General features: G+C 62.1%; 25 protein-coding genes. 13 read left to right on the top strand and 12 right to left on the bottom strand.

The features are described from left to right. Positions 1-5 precede the first annotated feature (5 nt). Entirely contained in the window at positions 6-1,352 is a 1,347-nt protein-coding gene (accC, locus tag HGI46_RS04545) for an acetyl-CoA carboxylase biotin carboxylase subunit (RefSeq protein WP_118073960.1), read from the top strand. Between the two features lie 55 nt (positions 1,353-1,407). Here the strand turns inward: accC and HGI46_RS04540 are convergent, their stop codons facing one another. The 3 genes from HGI46_RS04540 to gshB all read right to left on the bottom strand — a co-directional run bounded on the left by HGI46_RS04540 (position 1,408) and on the right by gshB (position 3,317). Beyond that, the gene (locus HGI46_RS04540; RefSeq protein ID WP_162896061.1) at positions 1,408-1,626 is read right to left on the bottom strand and encodes a hypothetical protein; all 219 of its coding nucleotides are present in this window, start codon (positions 1,624-1,626) and stop codon (positions 1,408-1,410) included. Positions 1,627-1,706: 80 nt separating this feature from the next. Then, positions 1,707-2,309 (bottom strand): DedA family protein, encoded by a 603-nt coding sequence (locus tag HGI46_RS04535; RefSeq protein ID WP_168903279.1) that lies wholly within the window; start codon positions 2,307-2,309, stop codon positions 1,707-1,709. Between the two features lie 60 nt (positions 2,310-2,369). Then, positions 2,370-3,317, bottom strand: coding sequence for a glutathione synthase (gene gshB / locus HGI46_RS04530; protein WP_118073963.1), 948 nt, complete (start codon positions 3,315-3,317; stop codon positions 2,370-2,372). Positions 3,318-3,430: 113 nt separating this feature from the next. On the opposite strand from gshB, the gene HGI46_RS04525 reads away from it, so the two are divergent. Continuing rightward, complete coding sequence (locus HGI46_RS04525; RefSeq protein ID WP_118073964.1) at positions 3,431-3,619, top strand: hypothetical protein; 189 nt, start codon at positions 3,431-3,433, stop codon at positions 3,617-3,619. Between the two features lie 7 nt (positions 3,620-3,626). Here HGI46_RS04525 and HGI46_RS04520 read toward each other — a convergent pair whose 3' ends face one another. Both HGI46_RS04520 and rsmI read right to left on the bottom strand, forming a co-directional pair. Next, on the bottom strand, positions 3,627-3,983 hold the full coding sequence (locus tag HGI46_RS04520; protein WP_168903278.1) for a YraN family protein: 357 nt from the start codon (positions 3,981-3,983) through the stop codon (positions 3,627-3,629). Then, positions 3,980-4,816, bottom strand: a complete 837-nt coding sequence (rsmI, locus tag HGI46_RS04515; protein ID WP_168903277.1) for a 16S rRNA (cytidine(1402)-2'-O)-methyltransferase — start codon at positions 4,814-4,816, stop codon at positions 3,980-3,982. The genes HGI46_RS04520 and rsmI overlap by 4 nt, the downstream gene beginning before the upstream one ends. Positions 4,817-4,836: 20 nt before the next feature. Between rsmI and HGI46_RS04510 the strand changes: the two genes are divergently transcribed. Beyond that, positions 4,837-6,033 carry a penicillin-binding protein activator gene (locus tag HGI46_RS04510; protein ID WP_240946585.1) on the top strand — a complete coding sequence of 399 codons (1,197 nt, stop codon included), beginning with the start codon at positions 4,837-4,839 and terminating at the stop codon, positions 6,031-6,033. An 80-nt stretch (positions 6,034-6,113) separates the two neighbouring features. Further along, on the top strand, positions 6,114-8,114 hold the full coding sequence (gene parE / locus HGI46_RS04505; RefSeq protein ID WP_168903276.1) for a DNA topoisomerase IV subunit B: 2,001 nt from the start codon (positions 6,114-6,116) through the stop codon (positions 8,112-8,114). Positions 8,115-8,118: 4 nt separating this feature from the next. Here the strand turns inward: parE and HGI46_RS04500 are convergent, their stop codons facing one another. After that, positions 8,119-8,418: a putative quinol monooxygenase gene (locus HGI46_RS04500; RefSeq protein ID WP_168903275.1), complete on the bottom strand. Its 300-nt coding sequence runs from the start codon at positions 8,416-8,418 to the stop codon at positions 8,119-8,121. A gap of 49 nt (positions 8,419-8,467) precedes the next feature. After that, positions 8,468-9,247: a hypothetical protein gene (locus HGI46_RS04495; RefSeq protein WP_168903274.1), complete on the bottom strand. Its 780-nt coding sequence runs from the start codon at positions 9,245-9,247 to the stop codon at positions 8,468-8,470. A 270-nt stretch (positions 9,248-9,517) separates the two neighbouring features. On the opposite strand from HGI46_RS04495, the gene HGI46_RS04490 reads away from it, so the two are divergent. Together HGI46_RS04490 and HGI46_RS04485 are read left to right on the top strand one after the other, a co-directional pair. After that, positions 9,518-10,363 carry a MoxR family ATPase gene (locus HGI46_RS04490; protein WP_039331145.1) on the top strand — a complete coding sequence of 282 codons (846 nt, stop codon included), beginning with the start codon at positions 9,518-9,520 and terminating at the stop codon, positions 10,361-10,363. A gap of 11 nt (positions 10,364-10,374) precedes the next feature. Next, entirely contained in the window at positions 10,375-10,791 is a 417-nt protein-coding gene (locus tag HGI46_RS04485; RefSeq protein ID WP_168903273.1) for a GFA family protein, read from the top strand. A 30-nt stretch (positions 10,792-10,821) separates the two neighbouring features. Here the strand turns inward: HGI46_RS04485 and HGI46_RS04480 are convergent, their stop codons facing one another. Further along, positions 10,822-11,565 carry a glutathione S-transferase family protein gene (locus HGI46_RS04480; protein ID WP_168903272.1) on the bottom strand — a complete coding sequence of 248 codons (744 nt, stop codon included), beginning with the start codon at positions 11,563-11,565 and terminating at the stop codon, positions 10,822-10,824. A 92-nt stretch (positions 11,566-11,657) separates the two neighbouring features. Here HGI46_RS04480 and HGI46_RS04475 point away from each other — a divergent pair, with 92 nt between their 5' ends. Beyond that, positions 11,658-12,080 (top strand): GFA family protein, encoded by a 423-nt coding sequence (locus HGI46_RS04475; protein WP_168903271.1) that lies wholly within the window; start codon positions 11,658-11,660, stop codon positions 12,078-12,080. 65 nt (positions 12,081-12,145) lie between these two features. Here HGI46_RS04475 and HGI46_RS04470 read toward each other — a convergent pair whose 3' ends face one another. Next, positions 12,146-13,021, bottom strand: a complete 876-nt coding sequence (locus HGI46_RS04470; RefSeq protein WP_168903270.1) for a L,D-transpeptidase family protein — start codon at positions 13,019-13,021, stop codon at positions 12,146-12,148. 136 nt (positions 13,022-13,157) lie between these two features. On the opposite strand from HGI46_RS04470, the gene HGI46_RS04465 reads away from it, so the two are divergent. From HGI46_RS04465 to HGI46_RS04455, 3 genes are read left to right on the top strand one after another with little or no spacing between them, the layout of a single operon-like run. Continuing rightward, positions 13,158-14,339 (top strand): VWA domain-containing protein, encoded by a 1,182-nt coding sequence (locus HGI46_RS04465; protein ID WP_118074780.1) that lies wholly within the window; start codon positions 13,158-13,160, stop codon positions 14,337-14,339. A gap of 17 nt (positions 14,340-14,356) precedes the next feature. Beyond that, on the top strand, positions 14,357-15,136 hold the full coding sequence (locus HGI46_RS04460; protein WP_168903269.1) for an enoyl-CoA hydratase: 780 nt from the start codon (positions 14,357-14,359) through the stop codon (positions 15,134-15,136). Next, positions 15,137-15,355 carry a hypothetical protein gene (locus HGI46_RS04455; protein ID WP_168903268.1) on the top strand — a complete coding sequence of 73 codons (219 nt, stop codon included), beginning with the start codon at positions 15,137-15,139 and terminating at the stop codon, positions 15,353-15,355. It begins immediately after the preceding gene. 4 nt (positions 15,356-15,359) lie between these two features. Here the strand turns inward: HGI46_RS04455 and HGI46_RS04450 are convergent, their stop codons facing one another. Continuing rightward, positions 15,360-16,541, bottom strand: coding sequence for a sulfotransferase family 2 domain-containing protein (locus HGI46_RS04450; RefSeq protein WP_168903267.1), 1,182 nt, complete (start codon positions 16,539-16,541; stop codon positions 15,360-15,362). 268 nt (positions 16,542-16,809) lie between these two features. Between HGI46_RS04450 and HGI46_RS04445 the strand changes: the two genes are divergently transcribed. Further along, complete coding sequence (locus HGI46_RS04445) at positions 16,810-17,412, top strand: twin-arginine translocation pathway signal protein (protein WP_240946584.1); 603 nt, start codon at positions 16,810-16,812, stop codon at positions 17,410-17,412. 75 nt (positions 17,413-17,487) lie between these two features. Next, positions 17,488-18,672 (top strand): MFS transporter, encoded by a 1,185-nt coding sequence (locus HGI46_RS04440; protein WP_346766671.1) that lies wholly within the window; start codon positions 17,488-17,490, stop codon positions 18,670-18,672. 107 nt (positions 18,673-18,779) lie between these two features. Here the strand turns inward: HGI46_RS04440 and HGI46_RS04435 are convergent, their stop codons facing one another. Beyond that, entirely contained in the window at positions 18,780-19,976 is a 1,197-nt protein-coding gene (locus tag HGI46_RS04435; protein WP_168903266.1) for a DUF1343 domain-containing protein, read from the bottom strand. Between the two features lie 2 nt (positions 19,977-19,978). Further along, on the bottom strand, positions 19,979-20,509 hold the full coding sequence (locus tag HGI46_RS04430) for a DOMON-like domain-containing protein (RefSeq protein WP_118073978.1): 531 nt from the start codon (positions 20,507-20,509) through the stop codon (positions 19,979-19,981). 35 nt (positions 20,510-20,544) lie between these two features. On the opposite strand from HGI46_RS04430, the gene HGI46_RS04425 reads away from it, so the two are divergent. Then, complete coding sequence (locus HGI46_RS04425; RefSeq protein ID WP_168903265.1) at positions 20,545-21,120, top strand: hypothetical protein; 576 nt, start codon at positions 20,545-20,547, stop codon at positions 21,118-21,120. Positions 21,121-21,123 lie beyond the last annotated feature (3 nt).

Genomic DNA, 21,123 nt, shown 5'->3' with positions numbered 1-21,123 from the left:
CGCTGATGGCCATCAAGCGCCTGCTTATCGCCAACCGCGGCGAAATCGCGCTGCGCATCCACCGCGCCGCGCACGAAATGGGGATAGAGACGGTGGCGGTGCACTCCACCGCCGATGCCGACGCGATGCACGTTCGCCTGGCAGACCACGCGGTGTGCATCGGTCCGCCCGCGGCCAAGGACAGCTACCTCAACGTCGCGGCGATCATTTCGGCAGCCGAAATCACCCACGCGGACGCGATCCACCCGGGCTACGGCTTCCTATCGGAAAATGCCAAGTTCGCCGAGATCGTCGAAGCGCACGACATCACCTGGATCGGCCCCAAGCCCGAGCACATCCGCACGATGGGCGACAAGATTGAGGCCAAGCGCACTGCTGGCGCGCTCGGCCTGCCGCTCGTGCCCGGCTCGGACGGCGCGGTTTCGGATCTCGAAGAAGCCAGGGCGATTGCCGAGAAGGCCGGCTATCCGGTGATCATCAAGGCCGCTTCGGGCGGTGGCGGTCGCGGCATGAAGGTCTGCAACAGTCCGGAGCAGCTCGAAACGCTGATTCAGCAGGCCGGTAGCGAGGCCAAGGCCGCGTTTGGCGATGCCACGGTCTATATCGAGAAATACCTCGGCAATCCGCGCCACATCGAATTCCAGATCTTCGGTGATGGCAATGGCAACGCGATCCACCTTGGTGAGCGTGACTGCTCGCTGCAGCGCCGCCACCAGAAGGTGCTGGAAGAAGCGCCCTCGCCGGTCATTTCGGCCGAAGAGCGCAACCGCATGGGCGGCATCGTTGCCAAGGCGATGGCCGACATGGGCTATCGCGGCGCCGGCACGATCGAGTTCCTCTGGGAAAACGGCGAGTTCTACTTCATCGAGATGAACACCCGCCTGCAGGTGGAGCACCCGGTTACCGAAGCGATCACCGGCGTCGATCTGGTGCGCGAGCAGATCCGCATTGCCGATGGCAAGCCGCTGTCTGTCAGCCAGGACGAGATCGAGTTCAAGGGCCACGCGATCGAGTGCCGCATCAATGCGGAAGACCCGTTCACGTTCGCGCCCTCGCCCGGCTTGGTGAAGAGCTATCACGCGGCAGGCGGCATGCACGTTCGCGTCGATTCCGGGCTCTATGCCGGGTACAAGATCCCGCCGTACTATGACTCGATGATCGCCAAGCTGATCGTCTACGGCCGCACCCGTGAGGGTTGCATCATGCGCCTCAAGCGGGCGCTCGAGGAAATGGTCATCGAAGGCCCAAAGACTTCGATCCCGCTACACCAGCGTCTTTTGAACGAGCCGGATTTCCTTTCTGGCGACTATACCATCAAATGGCTGGAAGAGTGGCTGGCGAAGGACGCCTGAGCCACCATCGGCACAAACAAAAAGCCCCCGCAGTGCGGGGGCTTTTCAGTTCTGCTCAGTCAACGACCGGCAATCGCGCGCGAATAGCCCGCCAGGCCGGCTCGGGCCGATCGTTCTTCACCAGTATCGCCTCCACCTCGTCGAACTCTTCGAGTTCGAGCGCTTCGGTCACGCTGAGCGGGAAATAGACGTTCTCGTCGTTGTCCATGCGCACGGCATAGGCACCGCGCCCTTCCTCGCTTCTGGTGACAATGCACATCGCTTTTACAGCCATTGGAATACCTTGGTTTGATAGATTGACAGCACAGACCGCACGAAGCGGAGGGCAAGGCAAAGCCGCCTCGCCGCGGTTAGTCAACCCCCACGTGGTTTCCAGGTCAGCACGCGCCACACATAGGCTATTGCCACGATAACCAGTGTCGCCGTGGCAATCGGGCCGGTGTACCTCTCGATCTCGCCAAAATTGCGGCCGAGGTAATAGCCCGCACCGCTGAGGATTGCGTTCCAGATCGCCGCGCCTGCGAAAGTGAACAGCAGGAAACGGGTATGCCCCATGCGCGTGAGGCCCGCTGGCAAGGAGATCATCGTTCGCATGAACGGCGCAAACCGGACAGCAAACACGACCCACTGGCCATGGCGCCGGAAGAACCGGACAATCGCCTCGACATCCTCCCACTCCACGGTAAGCCATCGCCCGAACCGGTTCACGAACGGTTGCAACCTTTGATAGCCAAGCGATCGGCCAAGCAGGTACCAGCAGTAATTGCCCAACGTCGAGCCGACCGTTCCTGCCAGCATCAGCGGCCAGAACTCCATCCGCCCCCGCGCAACAGCAATGCCGCCCAAGCCCATAATCACTTCGGACGGTATCGGCGGAAACACGTTTTCAATGACCATCAGGAACGCGATGCCCCAATAGCCGCCGCCTTCGATCAGGTGGACGATCCAGTCATTCATGAAAAGGGTAACGCCTGCAAGCGGTCAAAAGCTCCTGCACCGGAGCGCTATGCCTTCCGATTAGAGCCGCGCCTCGATCGCGTCCCAGATCATTCCCGGCGTATCGGTGCCATTGAACTTGTCGATTGCGACGATACCGGTCGGCGAAGTGACGTTGATCTCGGTCAGGTACTTGCCGCCGATCACATCGATGCCGACGAAGATCAGGCCGAGACGCTTCAATTCCGGCCCGAGTGCGGCGCAGATCTCCTGCTCTTCGGGCGTCAGTTCGGTCTTTTCGGCATAGCCGCCGACAGCAAGGTTCGAGCGGAACTCCCCCTCACCCGGTTTGCGGTTGATCGCGCCGGCAATCTCGCCATCGACCAGGACGATGCGCTTGTCGCCCTTGGCAACTTCGGGAAGGAATGCCTGCACCATGTGCGGTTCGGGCCAGGTCTGGTTGAACACCTCGAACAGCGCGCCGAGGTTTTCCCCTTCAGGTCCGACGCGGAAGATCGCCTTGCCGCCATTGCCGTGGATCGGCTTCACGACGATCGCGCCGTGCTTCTTTTGGAACAGCCGCACTTCCTCGACCGAGCGGGTCACTATGGTCGGCGGCATGAAGCGTCGGTAGTCCAGCACCATGACCTTTTCAGGCGCATTGCGCACGCTCCGGGGGTTATTGACGACCAGCGTCTCGCCCTCGATCCGCTCAAGCAGATGCGTCGCCGTGATGTAACCCATATGGAACGGCGGGTCCTGCCGCATGAGGACCACATCGATATCGCGCCCAAGATCGAGCCGGCGCAGGTCGCCGGTCTTGTAGTGGTCGCCTTCCACGCGCTGCACCGTGACCGGGCGGGCATGGGCAATCAGCCGGTCATCTTCGTCCAGCGTCAGTGAGCCAACGTCGTAATGGTAAACCTCGTGCCCGCGCTCCTGCGCCGAAAGCATCAGTGCAAAGCTGGAATCTCCAGCAATATTAATGGAGTGGAGCGGGTCCATCTGAACCGCGACGCGGAGTGTCATGCTTGCACCGATCCTCAGGGGTTTCTCTCACCAGCGCCTTAAAGCCACTTTATCGGCTGCGCGACCATTTTCACTGCGCGCCAACCGGGCGCCTCACCACTCAGGAGCCATTGATGCGCAAACTGTTCGCTGTCGCCGTTGCTGGAATCGCCGTTCTCGGCTGGTCGTCGCAAGGCATCGCCAACCCCGATCCGCACCCGACCTCGGCCCCGCATGACGATCACAAGAAAGACAAGAAAGACGAGCATCACGACGAGCACAAGGACGGCGAGCACAAGGAAGAGCACAAGCCCGCCCACTAAGCGTCGGTCAGGCGCCGGGTTGCCAGGCGTTGGCAATCCGGCGCGGCCACTTTCCCGGGGCCATCAGGATCACGTCAATCCGAAGTTCGTCCCCCGGCCCGGCATACTTTGGGGCGAGCACCTCCGCAGCCCGTGCCACACGGCGCAAGCGGTGAGCATCAATCGACGCGCCGAGTTGCCAGGCGTCCTTGCGCCACTTCACTTCGATGAACGCAACCGTCCGCCCCTTTCGCGCGATCAGATCCACCTCGCCTGCCTTGAGCTTCACCCGCTGCGCCAGAATGCGCCAGCCGAGAAGTCGCAGCCACCACGCCGCCAGCACTTCCGCCCGTCGCCCCCGCTGCTCGGCCTCGGCCCGCTTCATTCCTTCAGTGCCATGGCCCGTGCGTAAAGCGCCTTGCGGTCCAGCCCGTGCGCCTTGGCCACTTTGCCCGCCGCCTGCGATGTCGACATCTCGGTGAGCGCTGCGCGCAGCTCTGCGTCGATGACATCATCATCTGGCGCCTCGGCTTCACCGGGCGGAGCAATGAGCAGCACGATCTCACCCTTCGGCGGCTGTGCCGAATAGTGTGCCGCAAGCTCTGCTGCAGAACCGGTACGGCACTCCTCGTGCAGCTTGGTCAGCTCTCGTGCAACGGCAACTTCGCGCCGTGGCAAGCGCTCGGCGATGGCTTCAAGCGAAGCGACGAGGCGCGGCCCCGTCTCATAGAACGCCAGCGTAGCCGGAACGCCGGAAAGTTCGGTCAGGACATCGCCGCGCGCCTTCTCCTTGTTCGGCAGGAACCCCGCAAACAGGAACCGATCCGTAGGCAGCCCCGCCATCGACAATGCCGTCACTACCGCGCTCGCGCCCGGCAGCGAGGTTACAGTGACACCACGCGCCCGCGCTTCTCGCACCAGCTTGTACCCCGGATCGGAAATCAACGGCGTTCCTGCGTCCGACACCAGTGCAACCGCCTTGATTGCCATTTCCGCCAGCAGCGCTTCCCTTGCGCCATCGCTGGCATGATCGTCATAGCGCCGCATCGGCTTGTGAAGGCCAAGCAGATTCAACAATTTCCCTGTCACCCGCGTATCTTCGCAGGCGACCAGATCACAGCGCCCAAGCGTGTCTGTGGCGCGACGGGTCATGTCACCAAGATTGCCAATAGGCGTGGCAACAATATAGAGACCGGGTGCAAGAGGCGACGTATCCATGGCATTTCCATGGACCGGCGATGACAGAGCGACAAGAGGGTGTGCAGGGAATGATCGAGGGACAATCGGGCGACTGGCGCGAAACTGGCTTGCGCCGCTCCCGCAGATGGCTTGTCACCGGCACGCTGGCCCTGCTGGCAGGTTGCACTGTCATCCCTAAGGGCACCGGCCCGATTGCCGAGCCGACTGAAAAAGCGCCTGACGCAAACGTGCTGCCTACCGATGCCGGTCGCCACCGCGTCGCATTGCTGGTGCCAATGACAGGGCCCAATGCATCCGTCGGTCAATCAATAGCCAATGCCGCAACGATGGCCGTGCTCGATACAAGCGCGGCGAACCTGCGCATCACGACTTATGACACTGCAACGGGCGCTGGCAGCGCGGCGGCCCGCGCCATCGCCGATGGCAACAAGCTGATCCTCGGCCCCCTGCTGTCCGATGATGTCGTGCTGGTCTCCAATGTCGCACGCCCGGCCAAAGTCCCGATGATTACCTATTCGAACGACAGTGCCGTCGCCTCGCGCGATGTCTTCGTCATGGGGCAGGCTCCCGGCCAATCGATCACCCGCGTTCTCGGTTTTGCCAAGTCGCGTGGTATCAAATCCGTTGCCGCAATCATCCCGACCGGTGATTACGGACAGCGGGCCACCGCAGGGTTGACCGAGGCAGCGCGGGCCAACGGCGTCACCGTCACCGCCATCGAGACCTATGATCGCGGCAATACATCCGTTGCCAGCGCCGTACGCCGGGCAAAGGACAAGGGGCGTTTCGATGCTCTCCTGATCGCGGATGGTAGCCGCATCGCGCTTCAGGCAGGTCCGCTCGCCGGAAAAGGCGTCAAGCTTCTGGGCACCGAATTGTGGAGCGGTGAAGGCGCAATCGCAAAATCTGCCGCCATGCGCGGCGCGTGGTTCGCTGCCGTTTCCGACCAGCGCTTCGGCCAATTTGAAAAGAGCTATGCCACGCGGTTTGGCGCAACGCCATCGCGCCTCGCGACCCTGGGCTACGATAGTGTGTTGCTGACGCTCAACATCGCGCGGACATGGAAGCCGGGCACGACCTTCCCTACCACAAAGCTTTATGACCCGCAGGGCTTCATCGGGCTCGACGGTGTGTTCCGCTTCACCGCAAGCGGCATGGCTGAGCGGGCAATGGAAGTGCGCGAGGTCGGCGCTGGCACCTTCGCCACCGTATCACCCGCGCCGCCCAAGTTCTGAACGCCTGAAAGCGGGGGATTTCGCCGGATAAGGCGCCATCCCCGCTTGCGCAGGCAAGCGCGTGTTCTATACCCGTTCGCATGTCCGACGACCTTTTCGACAAGCTCCCCGCCACCAGCGCAGCCGAGGCTTATGACGGCTCCGCCATCGAAGTTCTCGAGGGCCTTGAACCGGTCCGCCGCCGCCCCGGCATGTACATCGGCGGCACGGACGAGCGTGCGCTGCACCACCTCGCTGCCGAAGTGCTCGACAATGCGATGGACGAGGCGGTCGCCGGCCACGCCAACCGCATCGAAGTGCAGCTGGAGGAAGGCAACCGCCTGACCATTTCGGACAATGGTCGCGGCATCCCAGTGGACGAACATCCCAAGTATCCCGGCAAGTCCGCGCTCGAGGTGATCCTCACCACGCTGCACTCAGGCGGGAAGTTCTCCGGCAAGGCCTATGCCACCAGCGGCGGTTTGCACGGTGTCGGCGTCTCGGTGGTCAACGCGCTGTCCTCGCTCACCCGCATCGAAGTCGCGCGCAACAAGGAGCTTTACGCGCAGGAGTTCTCGCGCGGAAACCCGACGACCAAGCTGATGAAGATCGGCAATGCCCCCAACCGGCGCGGCACGCAGGTTACCTTCATCCCGGATCTTGAAATCTTTGGTGAGGACGCGAAGTTCAAGCCAGCCCGCCTGTTCCGGCTGGTCCGATCCAAGGCCTACCTGTTCGCAGGTGTAGAGATCCGCTGGAAGTGCGCCCCATCGCTCGCCAGCGAGGACGTGCCGGCCGAAGCGGTATTCCAGTTCCCCGGTGGCCTTGCCGATCACCTCGCCGAACAGGTCTCTGGCCGTGAGTGCGTCACCTCGGTGCCTTTTGCTGGCCGTCAGGACTTTCCGCTTGGACTCAATGGCGAAGAGAATGGCCGCGTCGAATGGGCCATCGCCTGGCCCTTGTGGTCTGACGGTTCATACAGCTGGTACTGCAACACCATCCCCACGCCCGATGGCGGCACCCACGAACAGGGTCTTCGCGCCGCGCTGACCAAGGGCATCCGCGCCTTTGCCGAATTGATCGGCCAGAAGAAGGCCAAGGACATCGCACCCGAGGACATGATCACCGGCAGCGAGATCATGCTCTCGGTGTTCATCCGTGATCCGCAGTTCCAGAGCCAGACCAAGGACCGCCTCACGAGTCCGGAAGCTGCGCGCATGGTCGAAGCCGCCGTGCGCGATCATTTCGACCACTTCCTCACCGACAACATGGAGCGCGGCAAGGCCCTGCTCGGCGCAGTGATGGAGCGCATGGACGAACGTCTGCGCCGCAAGGCGGAGCGCGAGGTCAAGCGCAAGACCGCCACCAACGCACGCAAGCTGCGCCTTCCCGGCAAGCTCACCGATTGTTCGGGCGAAGGTGAAGGCGAGACCGAACTATTCATCGTCGAGGGTGATTCGGCAGGCGGCAGCGCCAAGCAGGCGCGTGATCGCAAGACGCAGGCGATCCTGCCGATCCGCGGCAAGATCCTCAACGTCGCCAGCGCCACGGCTGACAAGATCCGCGCCAACCAGGAAATCGCCGACCTAGCGCTCGCCCTCGGCTGCGGCATGCGCAAGGACTGCAACCCGGACGCGCTGCGTTATGACCGCGTGATCATCATGACCGACGCCGACGTCGACGGTGCGCACATCGCCACGTTGCTGATGACGTTCTTCTTCCAGGAAATGCCCGAGCTCGTCCGCCGCGGCCACCTCTACCTCGCCCAGCCTCCGCTTTACCGCCTGACCAGCGGCAGCACCTCGGCCTACGCCAAGGACGACTCCCACCGTGCCGAGCTGGAAGCCACCAAGTTCAAGGGCAAGAAGGTTGAAGTCGGCCGCTTCAAGGGCCTCGGCGAAATGAATCCGCAGCAGCTGCGCGAAACCACCATGGCGCCCGCCACCCGCAGCCTGATCCGCATAACGCTGCCCCCAGAATACGAAGGCCGCGCGGCAGTGAAGGAACTCGTCGACCGCCTGATGGGCCGCGATCCCGCCCAGCGCTTCATGTTCATCCAGAACCGCGCGAGCGAGATCGATCCGGAATTGATTGACGCCTGAGGCGTCAGCCCATCGGTATTTCCTGAGCCTGGAACAGCTGGATCTTCGGTGGTGCGACCGCAAGAGCTGTCATCTGGCGCACGAAGGCACTTGATTCCGGCACGGCGAAATGCGCCTGGAGCGCCGCCATGTCAGCCCAGTATTCAACGAAGACGATCCGGTTCTCGTCCTCAGCATCCACATGGCAGTTGTGATTCAGGCAGCCGGGCTCACTCCGTGACCTGACCGAATGCGCAATCCCAACCGCAAGCGCCTCATCAAGCCGATCGGGCAGAACAACTGCGCTGCCGGTGACAATGATCATGCGTCCCTCCCCGAAAAATGGCTTTGCGGCAGACCATTGCCTCCCAAGCTCAGCCTGCCGCTTCGACAGCTGTGTCACTCTTCTTCGCCCTGAAATCAAAGCGTATCCGCACCCATTCTCCGATCTGCGGCTTTCCGTTCACGCGCGGTGGCCGTACCAGAAACTGCCAGCTGGCCTGCCGGATGGCGCGCGCCAGGCCTGATCCCGGTGGACTTTCGCCGATCTCCTGGCAATCTTCGACGTGGTACTTCTCGATGGTCTTGCACGCGATCATTGCCCAATCGCCCTGCATCCTGCGCTGTGGCAGATAGGGGCCAATTTCCGCATCGGTGGGTTCGCGATACCATTGCGCGGCGTAGAGCCGCACGCCGCCCGGACCTTGCCCGACGCTGGCCGAATCTCCAGGACTTCCCGCACTCGCCTGCTGCCCGCCACCGGATTCCGCCCGCTTCATGTTGCTTATGTCGGTCGCGCGATAGTCGTTGCGCGAAAGCTCGATGAATCCTTCCGGCCATTCGACCTTGCCAGGCACCGGCACGGGAGGCGGCGCGGTGACCGGCTGGCTCGCTGCGGTCTCGGCCGATTGCGCCTGTTTCTGCTGTTTCTGGTCCTGCTTCTGTGCCTCTTTTTTGTCCTGACCTTCAGCGGAAAGGTCGATCGCGGTCAGACGAGTGCCCTTGCCATCGCCAAAGCCGGTTACGGCACCCATGCGCCACATGATCAAAAACACCAGCAAGGTCGTGACGGCGGCAAACGCCATCGCTCCGGCCCGCTCCCGCGGCGATGCCTGATAGCCTTGCTTCGCCATGACATTGCGGGATGCGACCATTCCCGCCTCGCTACACGGGGGCCACCGGCACTTCAATCGCCGAGATTATTGCCCACGCAGTAGCGACAATTTGACACGCCACATACCTGACCGCCGCGTCAACTACTGTCCGCCAACCTGACTAGCGCGTCATCAAAGGCTCGTGATACTGACATACGCGTCAAGTATTCATGGGATAAGTGACGCAGGCGTCAGTTCAGCAACCCCCTTGCGCCAAACGCACCACAGCCTTATCGCTTAACCGAACGATTAAGCACACAGGAACCGCCGATGCGCTTTGAAGGCACCAGCAACTACGTCGCTACCGAAGATCTCAAGGTCGCCGTCAACGCAGCCGTCCTGCTGCGCCGTCCGCTTCTGGTAAAGGGAGAACCCGGCACCGGCAAGACCGTGCTTGCGCATGAAATCGCCAAGGCAGTGAACGCGCCGCTCATCGAATGGAACGTGAAATCCACGACCAAGGCGCAGCAAGGCCTTTACGAGTACGACGCCGTCGCCCGCCTACGCGACGGGCAGCTCGGCGATGAGCGTGTCCACGACATCCGCAACTACATCAAGAAGGGCAAATTGTGGGAGGCCTTCACCAGCCCGACCCTGCCCGTGCTGCTGATCGACGAGATCGACAAGGCCGACATCGAATTCCCGAACGACCTCCTGCAGGAGCTCGATCGCATGAGCTTCGACGTATACGAGACGCAAGAGCGCATCGAAGCCCGGGAACGCCCGATCGTCGTAATCACGTCGAACAACGAGAAGGAACTCCCCGACGCCTTCCTGCGCCGTTGTTTCTTCCATTACATCAAGTTTCCCGATCGCGACACGATGCAGGCGATCATCGACGTCCACTTCCCCGGCATCCAGAAGACGCTGGTGAGCAAGGCGATGGAAGTGTTCTACGAAATCCGCGAAGTGCCTGGCCTCAAGAAGAAGCCCAGCACATCCGAACTGCTCGACTGGCTGAAGCTTCTGCTGAACGAGGACATGCCGCTGGACGTCCTCCAGAACCGCGATCCGACCAAGGCGATCCCGCCGCTGCACGGTGCGCTGCTCAAGAACGAGCAGGACATCATGCTGTTCGAACGCCTCGCATTCATGGCTCGTCGTCCGGGCAACTGAGGAAGATTGACATGCCCCACGTCGGCGGATGCCTCTGCGGCGCAGTGCGCTATGCGATCTCCGCCGACCCGTTGGGCGCGCGCATGTGCTGGTGCCGCGATTGCCAACGGATCGCCAGCGGATCGGCTACGGTTAACGTGCTGTTTCCGGAAGCCGCCGTGGCGATCGAAGGCGAACTCGAATCGTTCTCGATGATTGCCGACAGCGGCAACACTGTGGAACGCGGCTTTTGCAAGGCCTGTGGCGCGCAAATCTACAGTCGCACTGTTTCGCCGACCGGCCTGCCGATGCGCATCCGTGCCGGCACGCTCGACGACCCCGAACTCGCGCCGCCCACAGCAATCATCTGGGCCGACAGCGCACCGAGTTGGGCGCCAATTCCTGAAGATCTCCCGCGTCACCCGAAAGGTCCGCCGCCGGTCAGTTGAGCGTGCAGACCTTGCAGATGGCAGGGCCTTTCACTCCCGCGGGCCCAACTTCTCCAGTTCCACCTGCGCAAACATCGCCTTTACTGCCGGCCGCTCGTTTATCTGGTCGATCCAGCGCACGAGATGAGGCGTATCCTCCTTGTTGACCAATTCCTTGAAGCCAAAAGGCATGCCGTTGGCGATGGCGAAATTGCAGATGTCGGCGAGGGTATATTGCCCCGGCACCAGCCATTCGTGATTGGCCAGATGGTCGTCCAGCTTTCGCACTGAGTAGCCGATCTTGCGCATTTCCTCGTCGAGCAGGTCCTGCGGGAAGCCTTCGCGGGCGCGTCGCCACTTGACCTGCTGCTCGACCACCGGGATCGCCTTCACCTTCTCCTCGAACTCGGCGTCGGTAAGGCCCTTGACCATGTTTCCGACATAGCGGTGCCAGCCAATGGTCGAGACGCACCAGCAGAAGTATTCGTCTACCCACTTCGTCCAGATCCGCATCTGCGCGCGACCAAAGCTGTCCGCCGGACGCAGTGTCACCTCGGTCGGATATTCGTCCTCGAGGTATTCACAGATGACCGTCGATTCCGTGACGACCTTGTCGCCATCCACCAGCGCTGGAACCTGACCACGCGGATTGATGGCCTTGAACCAGTCAGTGTGATGCTCGAACTTGGCGGGATCGAGCCTATGCTTCTCGACATCGAGACCCTTTTCGAACACCGTCAGCAGCGGTTTCATCGAGTTGGCAGCCGGTCCAAAACTGTAGAGCTTGAGTGTCATGGCGTTATCCTCTCCAAGTGGAAGCACCATAGACAATTGTATGTAACACTAACAATACCCAATCGCGAAAAACCAGAAGGAAGCACACCTCCATGCCCTATTCCGGTCAATGTGCTTGCGGTTGCGTCTTCCTCAAGATCGCCGGGGAACCCATTGCGACGCGCCAATGCTGGTGCCGCCAGTGCCAGCAGATTGCCGCCGGAGGCCCGACCAACAACGCAATTTTCAAGGCGGAAAACGTCAGCATCACTGGAACGCTCGCCCATCGCGAATGGAAGGCAGCCAGTGGCAATACCCTGACGTTTCACTTCTGCCGCGCCTGCGGCACGCAGATCCTTGCACAAAGCTCGGCGCGCCTCCACCTCAAGACGGTGCGCCTCGGTGCCCTTGACGCGGGCCACGGCCTGCGTCCCGAAGCGATCATCTGGACCGAGGATGCGCCGCCCTGGGCCATGCTTGACCCTTCGCTCGAAAGCTGGCCGCAACAGCCCCCTGCCCCGCCGCCCGTCGGTTGAGGCATCAACGCTTTCCACGGGGTTGGCATGGTCTTAGGGCAGTTCAAGGCCAACAACTGCTCAAGTCAGATCACGTTGAAGCAGTCCTGCCCCGCACGCTTCAGCAACCCGCACACCGCATGCGCGCCGGGAGCACTGGCTCGCAACCGCCAATAACGACGCTGTCCGACCACTGCCGGAACCACGGCCTTCTGGAAGCTCGCCAGTTGCGGGTACATCGCGACCGCCCCCTGCCAATGCGCATCTGCCTCGGCAGGGCTTAGCGCTGCGGCGAGCTGGATCGTCTGGACCGGTGCTGCTGCAGCCATCACTACGCTCGGGACTGCTGCGGGCTGTCCCGCCGGAGCTTGCGAATTGAGCGCCAGCGCCACCGCTCCCTCCTCCGATCGAAGGGGCGCGTTCGTGACCACCACCGTCGTCCGGTCTGCCCGCGTCAAGTCGAACAGCGCCTTGGCAAAGCTGCGTGGCAAGCGAATGCAACCGTGCGAGGCCGGATAGCCCGGGACATGGCCGGCATGGATCGCAATGCCGCGCCAGGTCAGCCGCTGCATGTAGGGCATCGGCGCGTTGCTGTAGATGTTGGAGCGGTGAAACACCCGCTTCTGCAGAATCGGGAAAACCCCCGCCGGCGTCGAATGCCCGCGCTTGCCGGTGGAGACCGGCGAGGAACCCCAATGTTCGCCGTTCTTGAACACGTGCATCCGCTGCGACGCCTTGCTCACCACGACAAGCACGCCCGATTGCAGGACGTCCGGCACCGGCGGAGGCGATTGTGGACGGACAGGCTGCACAATTGGCTGGAAGATGGCCGGTGGCGCGATCTGCTGGATCACCGCCTCCTGCGCATCCGCCCGCGCCTCCCGGCCGAGCAACGTCAGGCCCAGACCTGCCACACCCAGCAGAAGCAAAAGGATAGCAAGCGCACTCGTGACGCGACTCATGGTAAACTGCCCTTAACCATGTTTCTTCATGACTTACCCGTTTGCCGCTTCCGCTCAACCGCCTATCGTGCAACAGCCCTTGCCGATCGCTGCCACAGCGCTTAATCACTCGGTTAAGTCAGAGGAGCTGCGGCCCGTGTTTTTCAATTTCGTCGACGAGTTGCGTGCCGCAGGCATCCAGGCGAGCTTCAAGGAGCACCTCGTCCTGCTCGAAGCGCTCGACAAGGACGTGATCGAGCAGACCCCGGAGGCCTTCTATTACTTGAGCCGCGCGACGTTCGTGAAGGACGAAGGGCTGCTCGACCGCTTCGACCAGGTGTTCAACAAGGTCTTCAAGGGCCTGCTCACCGACTACGGACAGCGTCCGGTTGATATCCCCGAGGACTGGCTCAAGGCCGTGGCCGAGAAGTTCCTGTCCGAAGAGGAAATGGAGAAGATCAAGTCCCTCGGTTCGTGGGAGGAGATCATGGAGACGCTGAAGAAGCGTCTCGAAGAGCAGGAAAAGCGCCACCAGGGCGGCAACAAGTGGATCGGTACGGGCGGCACCAGCCCGTTCGGCAATTCCGGCTACAACCCCGAAGGCGTCCGCATCGGCGGCGAGAGCAAGCACAAGCGTGCGGTAAAGGTCTGGGAAAAGCGCGAATTCGCCAACCTCGACAACACCCGCGAACTCGGCACGCGCAACATCAAGATCGCCTTGCGCCGCCTGCGCCGCTTCGCCCGCGAAGGGGCAGCAGACGAGCTTGATCTCGACGGCACGATCGAAGGCACTGCGCGCCAGGGCTGGCTGGACATCCGGATGCGGCCGGAAAAGCGCAATGCGGTCAAGCTCTTGCTATTCCTCGATGTCGGCGGATCGATGGACCCGTTCATCAAGCTCGTCGAGGAACTGTTCAGCGCGGCAACCGCCGAATTCAAGAACATGGAGTTCTTCTATTTCCACAACTGCCTGTATGAAGGTGTGTGGAAGGACAACAAGCGCCGCTGGTCGGAACGCACCAAGACCTGGGACATCCTCCACAAGTTCGGCCACGATTACAAAGTGGTATTCGTTGGCGACGCGGCAATGAGCCCCTACGAGATCAGCCACCCCGGCGGCAGCGTCGAACATTTCAACGAGGAAGCGGGGGCTGTCTGGATGCATCGCGTGGCGCAGACTTATCCCGCCACGGTCTGGCTCAATCCCGTACCCGAGAAGCAGTGGACCTATTCGCAATCCACCAAGATGATCAAGGACCTGATCGGTGGCAGCATGTACCCCCTAACTCTCGAGGGACTCGACGGGGCTATGCGCGAACTCACCCGCAAGAAGCACTGACTCCAAGGAGGCAGACGATGGGCAAGACGATCCTCGCGCAGCGGACGGCAGAGGGTCGCTACGACCTCGTGCTGAATCGCCCCGACAAGTTCAATGCCCTGTCGCAAGCCCTCCTTGCCGAACTGCTGGCCGAGCTTTCGGGCATCGCGGCAGACGGGGACGCGCGCGTCGTCGTGCTGTCCGGTGCCGGAAAGGCATTTTGCGCCGGACATGATCTCGCCGAGATGCAGGCTGACCGCAATCTCGCCGTCTACCGCGCGCTGTTTGCCGCCTGCACCGAAGTGATGGAGGCCATCGCTGCCCTCCCCGTGCCGGTCATCGCCAAGGTTCATGGCGTTGCGACCGCCGCAGGTTGCCAGCTGGTCGGGGCCTGTGACCTCGCCGTCGCCTCCGAAAGCGCGCGCTTTGCCGTTTCGGGCATCAACGTCGGCTTGTTCTGCTCAACCCCCGCCGTGGCACTCAGCCGCAACGTGCCTGCCAAGCGTGCGTTCGAGATGCTGGTGACAGGAAAGTTCATCGATGCCCGAACCGCCTCGGACTGGGGCCTTGTCAACACCGTCGTTCCAGCCGAGGCTCTCGATGCTGCCACGGACGATCTGGTTGGCACGATCCTCGCCAAGAACCCCGATGCGATCCGCCGGGGCAAAGCCCTGTTCAACGCCCAGCGCGAATGTTCCCGCACCGAAGCATATGCTCTCGCCTGCGAAGTCATGGCGCAAAACATGATGGACGAAAACACCGACGAGGGGATCTATGCTTTTCTCGAAAAGCGTAGACCATTCTGGCGAAGGAATTGAGTGCCGGTTGCCAAGGCGCCCGCTGGTCCATCGGCTTTCGTCCGCCGCGACGTTCTCCCCAACAAGGCTGCGACTTTGGGCACGGTTGCACAGTTGGTGGCCATCACCGTCGTGATCGGTGGCAGCATGTATTCCCTCACTCTCGAAGGAATCGACGGGGTCATGCGCGAAATCACCTGCCAGAAGCACGGATTTTCAAGTCTGTCGGCGTACCAGTAAGCTGTCAGGCAACCTCTGCACGATAATCTGATCCGCTCCCGGCAGTCAGGTACGAACCCGAACGCAAGACCCGTTCATACAACTCAACATCGGCCCGATAGAGCCTGATTATTCTTTCGCGGGTCGCAGCAGACAGGCGAGGCATGGCCTGCGGAGTACTGTTGAGTCGGGGCAGTTTGTCCACTTCAAGCCATGTCCACAGACTTGCCGGCAACTGTCCATCGCGACCGATCGCAAACAGCCGGTCAACCGCGAGCTCGCCTTTGGCGTCGAGAACGAAATCCACTTGCGGAATGAATTGCTTGACCGTGTGCAGAAGCTTCGGTGAAGCCTCGAGCGTGTCGAGAAAACGGTCAAGCGGCATCATCCGCCCCAGGCGCCAACGCTCAAATCGGGAGGTCAGCATGAGCTCCGTGCCGCCCATCAGTGTAAAGTGGTAGGCCGAGAGAAACCTGTCGACCGGATCCCTGACGATCGCAAAGCTTGGAAGCGCGGTTACGTCCGGAAGCAACCGACGACGCAACGATATCATCGGCAGGTGCGGCAGATTGCGGCCATATAACAAAGCCGAAACCGATGTCCCCGCCGCCTTTGGGATGTGCACGAAAAGCATCCCTGCGCGCAAAATGCTGCTTTCGAGTTTCAGGCCGAACAGGACGCGCCAAAGACTGCATAGCAGAGGAAGCTCAACCAACCGGTGCCCAAGGCTGAGCACGGTGTCCCGGATCATGTCCTTGATAAACAGCACCCACTCCGGGCTGTCATGCCAGTGGATGGGATAGGGGGTGAACGCATCAAGATCGATGCTGGGATAGCTTGCCCGCACCACAAGCTTGCGCATGGCAAGCAAATGCAGACCTTGTCCGAGTACAATCGAGGCCATGCCAGCGAGGTGAACGTCGCCAAAAGCCCCCCCAAAGGTTTCGAGCGCCATACCGGAGACAGCGCAAGTGCCCCCGTACGCGAGCAGATAACGACGCTTCGAAAACGATCCGTCGACGAAAGTAACCTTGCGACACATCGCGAAGTCGAACGGCAGTCCGAGCAGCCTGCTAGCCAGGAGAGCAATCTGCGGATGCCCGCCCAATTTCAGCAATGTCAGGAAGCCACCGATCACTAGAACGCTCAAGATCGTCAGCACGGTCCCATAATGTACGATTTGCAAAACCCAACCGCGCAGCGCCATTCAGCAATCCCTGTTTTACCACAGTCAGCTGCGCCAGTTCGGAAATGTCTCGACAAGATGGCCAGCCGCGCCGACTTTCGAACTTCTGTTAGCACGCGGACATAACCTTCGCCGCGATAGATCCGCATAACATCCGGACCAGACGCTTCTCTGCGCGGACGCATCGATTCCACACGGCTCCTTTTGACGCGAAAAGCGTATTTCCCAGTTTCGTCGCGCAGAGCATCAAGCACGAGAATCGCGCGCATTCACCACATGGAGACGAGCCTTGCCACGCATTGAAAAGGTATCGCTGGTTTTGGCCGCCCTCATCGCAGCTGCTGGATTTTCGCCATGTGCCAACGCGCAAGAAACGACGATAGAAGCGCGGACAACTGTCTTGCTACCTGAAGGCGTTGCGCCCCCGCTCCGGGTCGAAACGCCAGACTTCAAGCTCGTACCACTCGGCCCCGCACTCGCGAAGATCGACTACGACGCTTACATGTCGTCGATCGAGCATTTGCAGAAGACCTTTACGCGCAGCACGTCATGGCCGCACGCCGGGATAACCGACGCCGAGGCGATGACTGATATGCAGACCGAGCAGGCCCGTTTCGCGCAGCGCAAGTCGTTTGCCTACGCCGTGCTCACGCCCGACGGCAAGCGCGAGCGTGGGTGTGTCTATGTGCAGCCCAGCCCGGTCGCGGGTTATGATGCCGCCGTTCTGATGTGGGTAACCAAGACAGAGTACGATGCCGGCTTCGACAAGGACCTGCAGGCGTGGGTCATGCAATGGATTGCCCGTGATTGGCCATTCAAGAAGGTGGCCTACCCCGGCCGCACGATCAGTTGGGAAAAGTGGGACGCGCTTGTCCCGGCCAAGGCAAACTGAAGTTGTCTGCGAAATCCTTGACACCGCCCCCGCATCTGCCAGCGTTTGAGCGGGAACCGATCGGCGGGGGTGATCGTGGCAGGGCATACCGTTGAAGAGCGTAAGCTTGCCCGCCGCGCGGTGATTGCCGCCACAACCGGCAACGCGCTGGAATTCTACGACTTCATTACGTTCAGCTTCTTTGCCATCCAGATCGGCAAGGTATTCTTCCCGTCGGAAGATCCATTCGTCAGCCTGATGGCCTCTCTGGCGACATTCGGCGTCGGCTTTATCGGCCGCCCGCTTGGCGCTTGGGCGATCGGCGCATGGGCAGACCGGCACGGGCGCAAGCCCGCAATGCTTTTGAGCATGACCCTGATGGGCGTCTCGGTCGCCGTCCTCGCACTCACGCCGTCCTATGCCACCATCGGCGCCACTGCACCGGTGATCGTCGTGCTGGCGCGCCTGCTGCAGGGGTTTGCCTTGGGTGGCGAAGTGGGCTCGGCCACGACCTACATGCTCGAAACCGCGCAAGAACACCGGCGCGGCTGGTCGATCAGCTGGCAGGGCGCCAGCCAGGCCATCGCATCCTCGGCCGGATCGCTCGTCGGGCTTGGCCTCAGCCTTGTCCTCACGCCGGACCAGTTGACCGACTGGGGGTGGCGAGTGGCCCTGCTGCTGGGCACGGTGATCGTGCCGTTCTCGCTGCTGATCCGCCGGTCCTTGCCAGAAACGATCCACGCGCCCGACCACTTGCCTGCCGGCCATGTTCCTGCCGGGGTCTGGCGCACGGTAATTCTCGGCGCGATGATGATCTCGGGCGCGACCATCGCCACGTACTTGTTCAACTACATGGCGACTTATGGCCAGAACACGCTCGGCTATTCGGCCAGCATCTCGCTGGGCAGCACGCTGGCGGTTAATGTCGCGCGGTTCTTCTCGATCCTTCTCGGCGGCTGGATGAGCGACCGGTTCGGGCGGCGGCCGCTGATGATCTGGCCAACCCTGGCCTTCACCCTGGCCATCGTTCCCGCCTACATCACCCTGACCAGCGCGCATGACCCGGTGATGTTCATCGTCGTCAACGGCTTGCTCGCCTTCGTCTCGACCCTTCCCAGCGGGGCCGTCTATGCCGCAGTTGCCGAAAGCCTTCCCAAGGCAAGCCGTGCCCGCACCTTTGCTCTGGTCTATGCCCTGCCCGTCACGTTCCTCGGCGGATCGACGCAACTGGTGATCACCTGGCTGCTCAAGGTCACCGGAGAACCGATGGCGGTCGCATGATACATGGTATCAGCCGCCGCGGTGGCCCTGCTCGCGATGTTCCTGATTCACGAAAGTGCGCCCAGGAAAGCAGCGGCGGCCCCCGCCTGATCCGCCCCCCCCACCAATCAATAGAGCAGGAAGCGCGCCCGCTCTTCGATCCACGCCGCTTCATCGGCTCCTGCCAAGGCGTCGAGATCGCCCGCAGCGCTGGCCACGTCGTCGACCCACTCGCGTAGCGCCGTGCCGCCATTGATCACGTCGATCGCCAGCTTGTCGAACACGTACTCGTAGGGAAAATCGCGCCAGATCGGGTAATCCGGATAGAGCCTGCGGATTGCCTTGAACGCCAACGCCTGCAGCCGCCACGGACGGAACGCATGGTGATCGTAGAATGCGCCCTCGGCATGGATCATCAGCGCACTGCACAGGCTCTTGGCATGCTTGTGGAATGTCGGCTCGAACCAGCATTCACGGATTGCGCAGCCCTGCATCCACTGCGGCGCGAAGCTGCGCATTTCGGCAAGGACAGCCTTGGCATCGATATCAGGCGCACCGAACAGCACTTCCAGCGGCCGCGTCGTGCCGCGCCCTTCAGACAAGGTCGCGCCCTCGATCATCACCGTCCCGGCATAGGCTCGCGCCATGTTGAGGCTGGCCGCGTTGGGCGAAGGGTTGATCCAGATCCGGCTCGGCGGCCAACCGAAGCCGGGGCCTTCCGGCTCCCACCCTTCCATCGTGATCACGCGGTAGTCGACGTCGAGCTTGAAGTGATCGACAAACCACGCGCCCATCTCGCCCAGCGTCATGCCGTGCCGCATTGGCATCGGCCCCGCACCGACGAAGCTCTCCCAACCCGGCAGCAGAGTGGTGCCCTCGACCGGGCGCCCGGCGGGATTGGGTCGGTCAAGCACCCACACCGCCTTGCCGGTGCCACTGGTGGCTTCAAGCAGATAGAGCAACGTAGTCACGAAGGTGTAGATGCGGCAGCCAAGGTCCTGCAGGTCGAACAGAAAGACGTCTGCCGTGTCCATCATGGCTGCGGTCGGGCGGCGCACCTCGCCGTAGAGGCTGAACACCGGGATGCCGTAGGTCGGGTCGAGCTCGTCGGCGGTCTCGACCATGTTGTCCTGCTTGTCGCCCTTGAGGCCGTGCTGCGGACCGAATGCCGAGGTGATGTTCACTCCGGCAGCAACCAGCGCATCAAGCGAATGAACCAGACCCTCGGTCACCGAGGCGGGATGGGCCACCAGCGCGACGCGCTTGCCTTCGAGTGGCTTTCTGAGTGCGGGGTCGGCGAGCAGCCGGTCGATGCCGAATTTCATGGCTAGCGCGGTGCCTCAAGCGAAGCTGCGAAGCAAGATGCGTGGTGGAAGTCTGGCCGATCCTCGCGGTGCGCGATGGCCCAGTAGGACTTGTGCCCACCTTCCTCGTCGATCACCGCGGTCAATCCATAGGCGAACGGCAGCGCGGGCAGAGCCGCGGTGGGCAGCGCGACATCGAAGATCAGCACTGACTGTCCCCGGCGTGGCGTGCAGACCGGTGGACGGGGCACGGCGCGCTCAATCATCCCGTCGCGATAGCCGGAAAAATCGTAGGCCGCCCACGCCTGCGACGGTGAAAAGTTGAACTCGGCATAGGCATCGCCGCCGGCCGGCTTCACGAACAGCTCGAAACAGGTCGTCTGCCACAGCCCATCGGCGCGAACCTTGCCCGCGAAGGGTGGGACGACAAGCCGCTGCGTGCCCTCCACCCGCCAACGCAGCGTCATCCAGACGTTGTCGACCGACAGGATTCGGGCCTCGACGGAGGTTACGGTTGCAGGGGGATGCGCGGGGTGGCTAGACAAGTTCGGCATGAAGCCGGACTAACCGCTGCACGGGAGGGAATGCAATGACGGCACTTCGCAGGAGCACCATTCTCGGCATGGCCGCGGTGTTGTTGGTTGCAGGAAAGGCCAGCGCGCGCGATTTTTCCATCGGCGGCGGGATCAGTGTCACACTGGATGAAACGTGGACCGGAACTTCCATGCAGAATCCGGCGATGAAGTTCGGCGGCATGAAAGACATGATGGACGAAGCCACCGAAAGCCGTCTGCGCAGACCCGGCACTGGGGTGCTCGTGTCCTACATGAAGTTCAAGACCGACAAGCCAGCCAAGGACATCGCGGTCGACGACGGCGCCAACGTCGTGAAAGCCGCCAAGACGATCTACGGGACACAGGCCGCTGAAGAACAGCCTGTTCCGACGATCCATCGCAAGGGTGATACGGTGCGGGCCTATGTCACGCTCCATCCCAGGCCTGGGGCGGGTTTAAACGTCGCACCAGGCTACCCCACAGGCTGCGTCACCACCGGCACCATCCGGCTCGGCGCGGCGATCCACAACGTCTCGATCGCCTCTGAAAGCTGCGAGAGCGCCAGTCATCAGCAAGCAGTTGCCGCCATCTTCGAAACGGGCGGCCAGTAATCC

The sequence above is a fragment of the Novosphingobium sp. ERW19 genome (assembly GCF_012641315.1).
GTDB lineage: Bacteria > Pseudomonadota > Alphaproteobacteria > Sphingomonadales > Sphingomonadaceae > Novosphingobium.
This window is presented reverse-complemented; position numbering and strand designations above follow the sequence as displayed.

Bases quoted from the DNA above. Each gene is read 5' to 3' on its own strand.
- accC (WP_118073960.1), top strand. From the start codon at position 6: ATGGCCATCAAGCGCCTGCTTATCGCCAACCGCGGCGAAATCGCGCTG.
- HGI46_RS04540 (WP_162896061.1), bottom strand. From the start codon at position 1,626: ATGGCTGTAAAAGCGATGTGCATTGTCACCAGAAGCGAGGAAGGGCGC.
- HGI46_RS04535 (WP_168903279.1), bottom strand. From the start codon at position 2,309: ATGAATGACTGGATCGTCCACCTGATCGAAGGCGGCGGCTATTGGGGC.
- gshB (WP_118073963.1), bottom strand. From the start codon at position 3,317: ATGACACTCCGCGTCGCGGTTCAGATGGACCCGCTCCACTCCATTAAT.
- HGI46_RS04525 (WP_118073964.1), top strand. From the start codon at position 3,431: ATGCGCAAACTGTTCGCTGTCGCCGTTGCTGGAATCGCCGTTCTCGGC.
- HGI46_RS04520 (WP_168903278.1), bottom strand. From the start codon at position 3,983: ATGAAGCGGGCCGAGGCCGAGCAGCGGGGGCGACGGGCGGAAGTGCTG.
- rsmI (WP_168903277.1), bottom strand. From the start codon at position 4,816: ATGGATACGTCGCCTCTTGCACCCGGTCTCTATATTGTTGCCACGCCT.
- HGI46_RS04510 (WP_240946585.1), top strand. From the start codon at position 4,837: ATGACAGAGCGACAAGAGGGTGTGCAGGGAATGATCGAGGGACAATCG.
- parE (WP_168903276.1), top strand. From the start codon at position 6,114: ATGTCCGACGACCTTTTCGACAAGCTCCCCGCCACCAGCGCAGCCGAG.
- HGI46_RS04500 (WP_168903275.1), bottom strand. From the start codon at position 8,418: ATGATCATTGTCACCGGCAGCGCAGTTGTTCTGCCCGATCGGCTTGAT.
- HGI46_RS04495 (WP_168903274.1), bottom strand. From the start codon at position 9,247: ATGGTCGCATCCCGCAATGTCATGGCGAAGCAAGGCTATCAGGCATCG.
- HGI46_RS04490 (WP_039331145.1), top strand. From the start codon at position 9,518: ATGCGCTTTGAAGGCACCAGCAACTACGTCGCTACCGAAGATCTCAAG.
- HGI46_RS04485 (WP_168903273.1), top strand. From the start codon at position 10,375: ATGCCCCACGTCGGCGGATGCCTCTGCGGCGCAGTGCGCTATGCGATC.
- HGI46_RS04480 (WP_168903272.1), bottom strand. From the start codon at position 11,565: ATGACACTCAAGCTCTACAGTTTTGGACCGGCTGCCAACTCGATGAAA.
- HGI46_RS04475 (WP_168903271.1), top strand. From the start codon at position 11,658: ATGCCCTATTCCGGTCAATGTGCTTGCGGTTGCGTCTTCCTCAAGATC.
- HGI46_RS04470 (WP_168903270.1), bottom strand. From the start codon at position 13,021: ATGAGTCGCGTCACGAGTGCGCTTGCTATCCTTTTGCTTCTGCTGGGT.
- HGI46_RS04460 (WP_168903269.1), top strand. From the start codon at position 14,357: ATGGGCAAGACGATCCTCGCGCAGCGGACGGCAGAGGGTCGCTACGAC.
- HGI46_RS04450 (WP_168903267.1), bottom strand. From the start codon at position 16,541: ATGGCGCTGCGCGGTTGGGTTTTGCAAATCGTACATTATGGGACCGTG.
- HGI46_RS04435 (WP_168903266.1), bottom strand. From the start codon at position 19,976: ATGAAATTCGGCATCGACCGGCTGCTCGCCGACCCCGCACTCAGAAAG.
- HGI46_RS04430 (WP_118073978.1), bottom strand. From the start codon at position 20,509: ATGCCGAACTTGTCTAGCCACCCCGCGCATCCCCCTGCAACCGTAACC.
- HGI46_RS04425 (WP_168903265.1), top strand. From the start codon at position 20,545: ATGACGGCACTTCGCAGGAGCACCATTCTCGGCATGGCCGCGGTGTTG.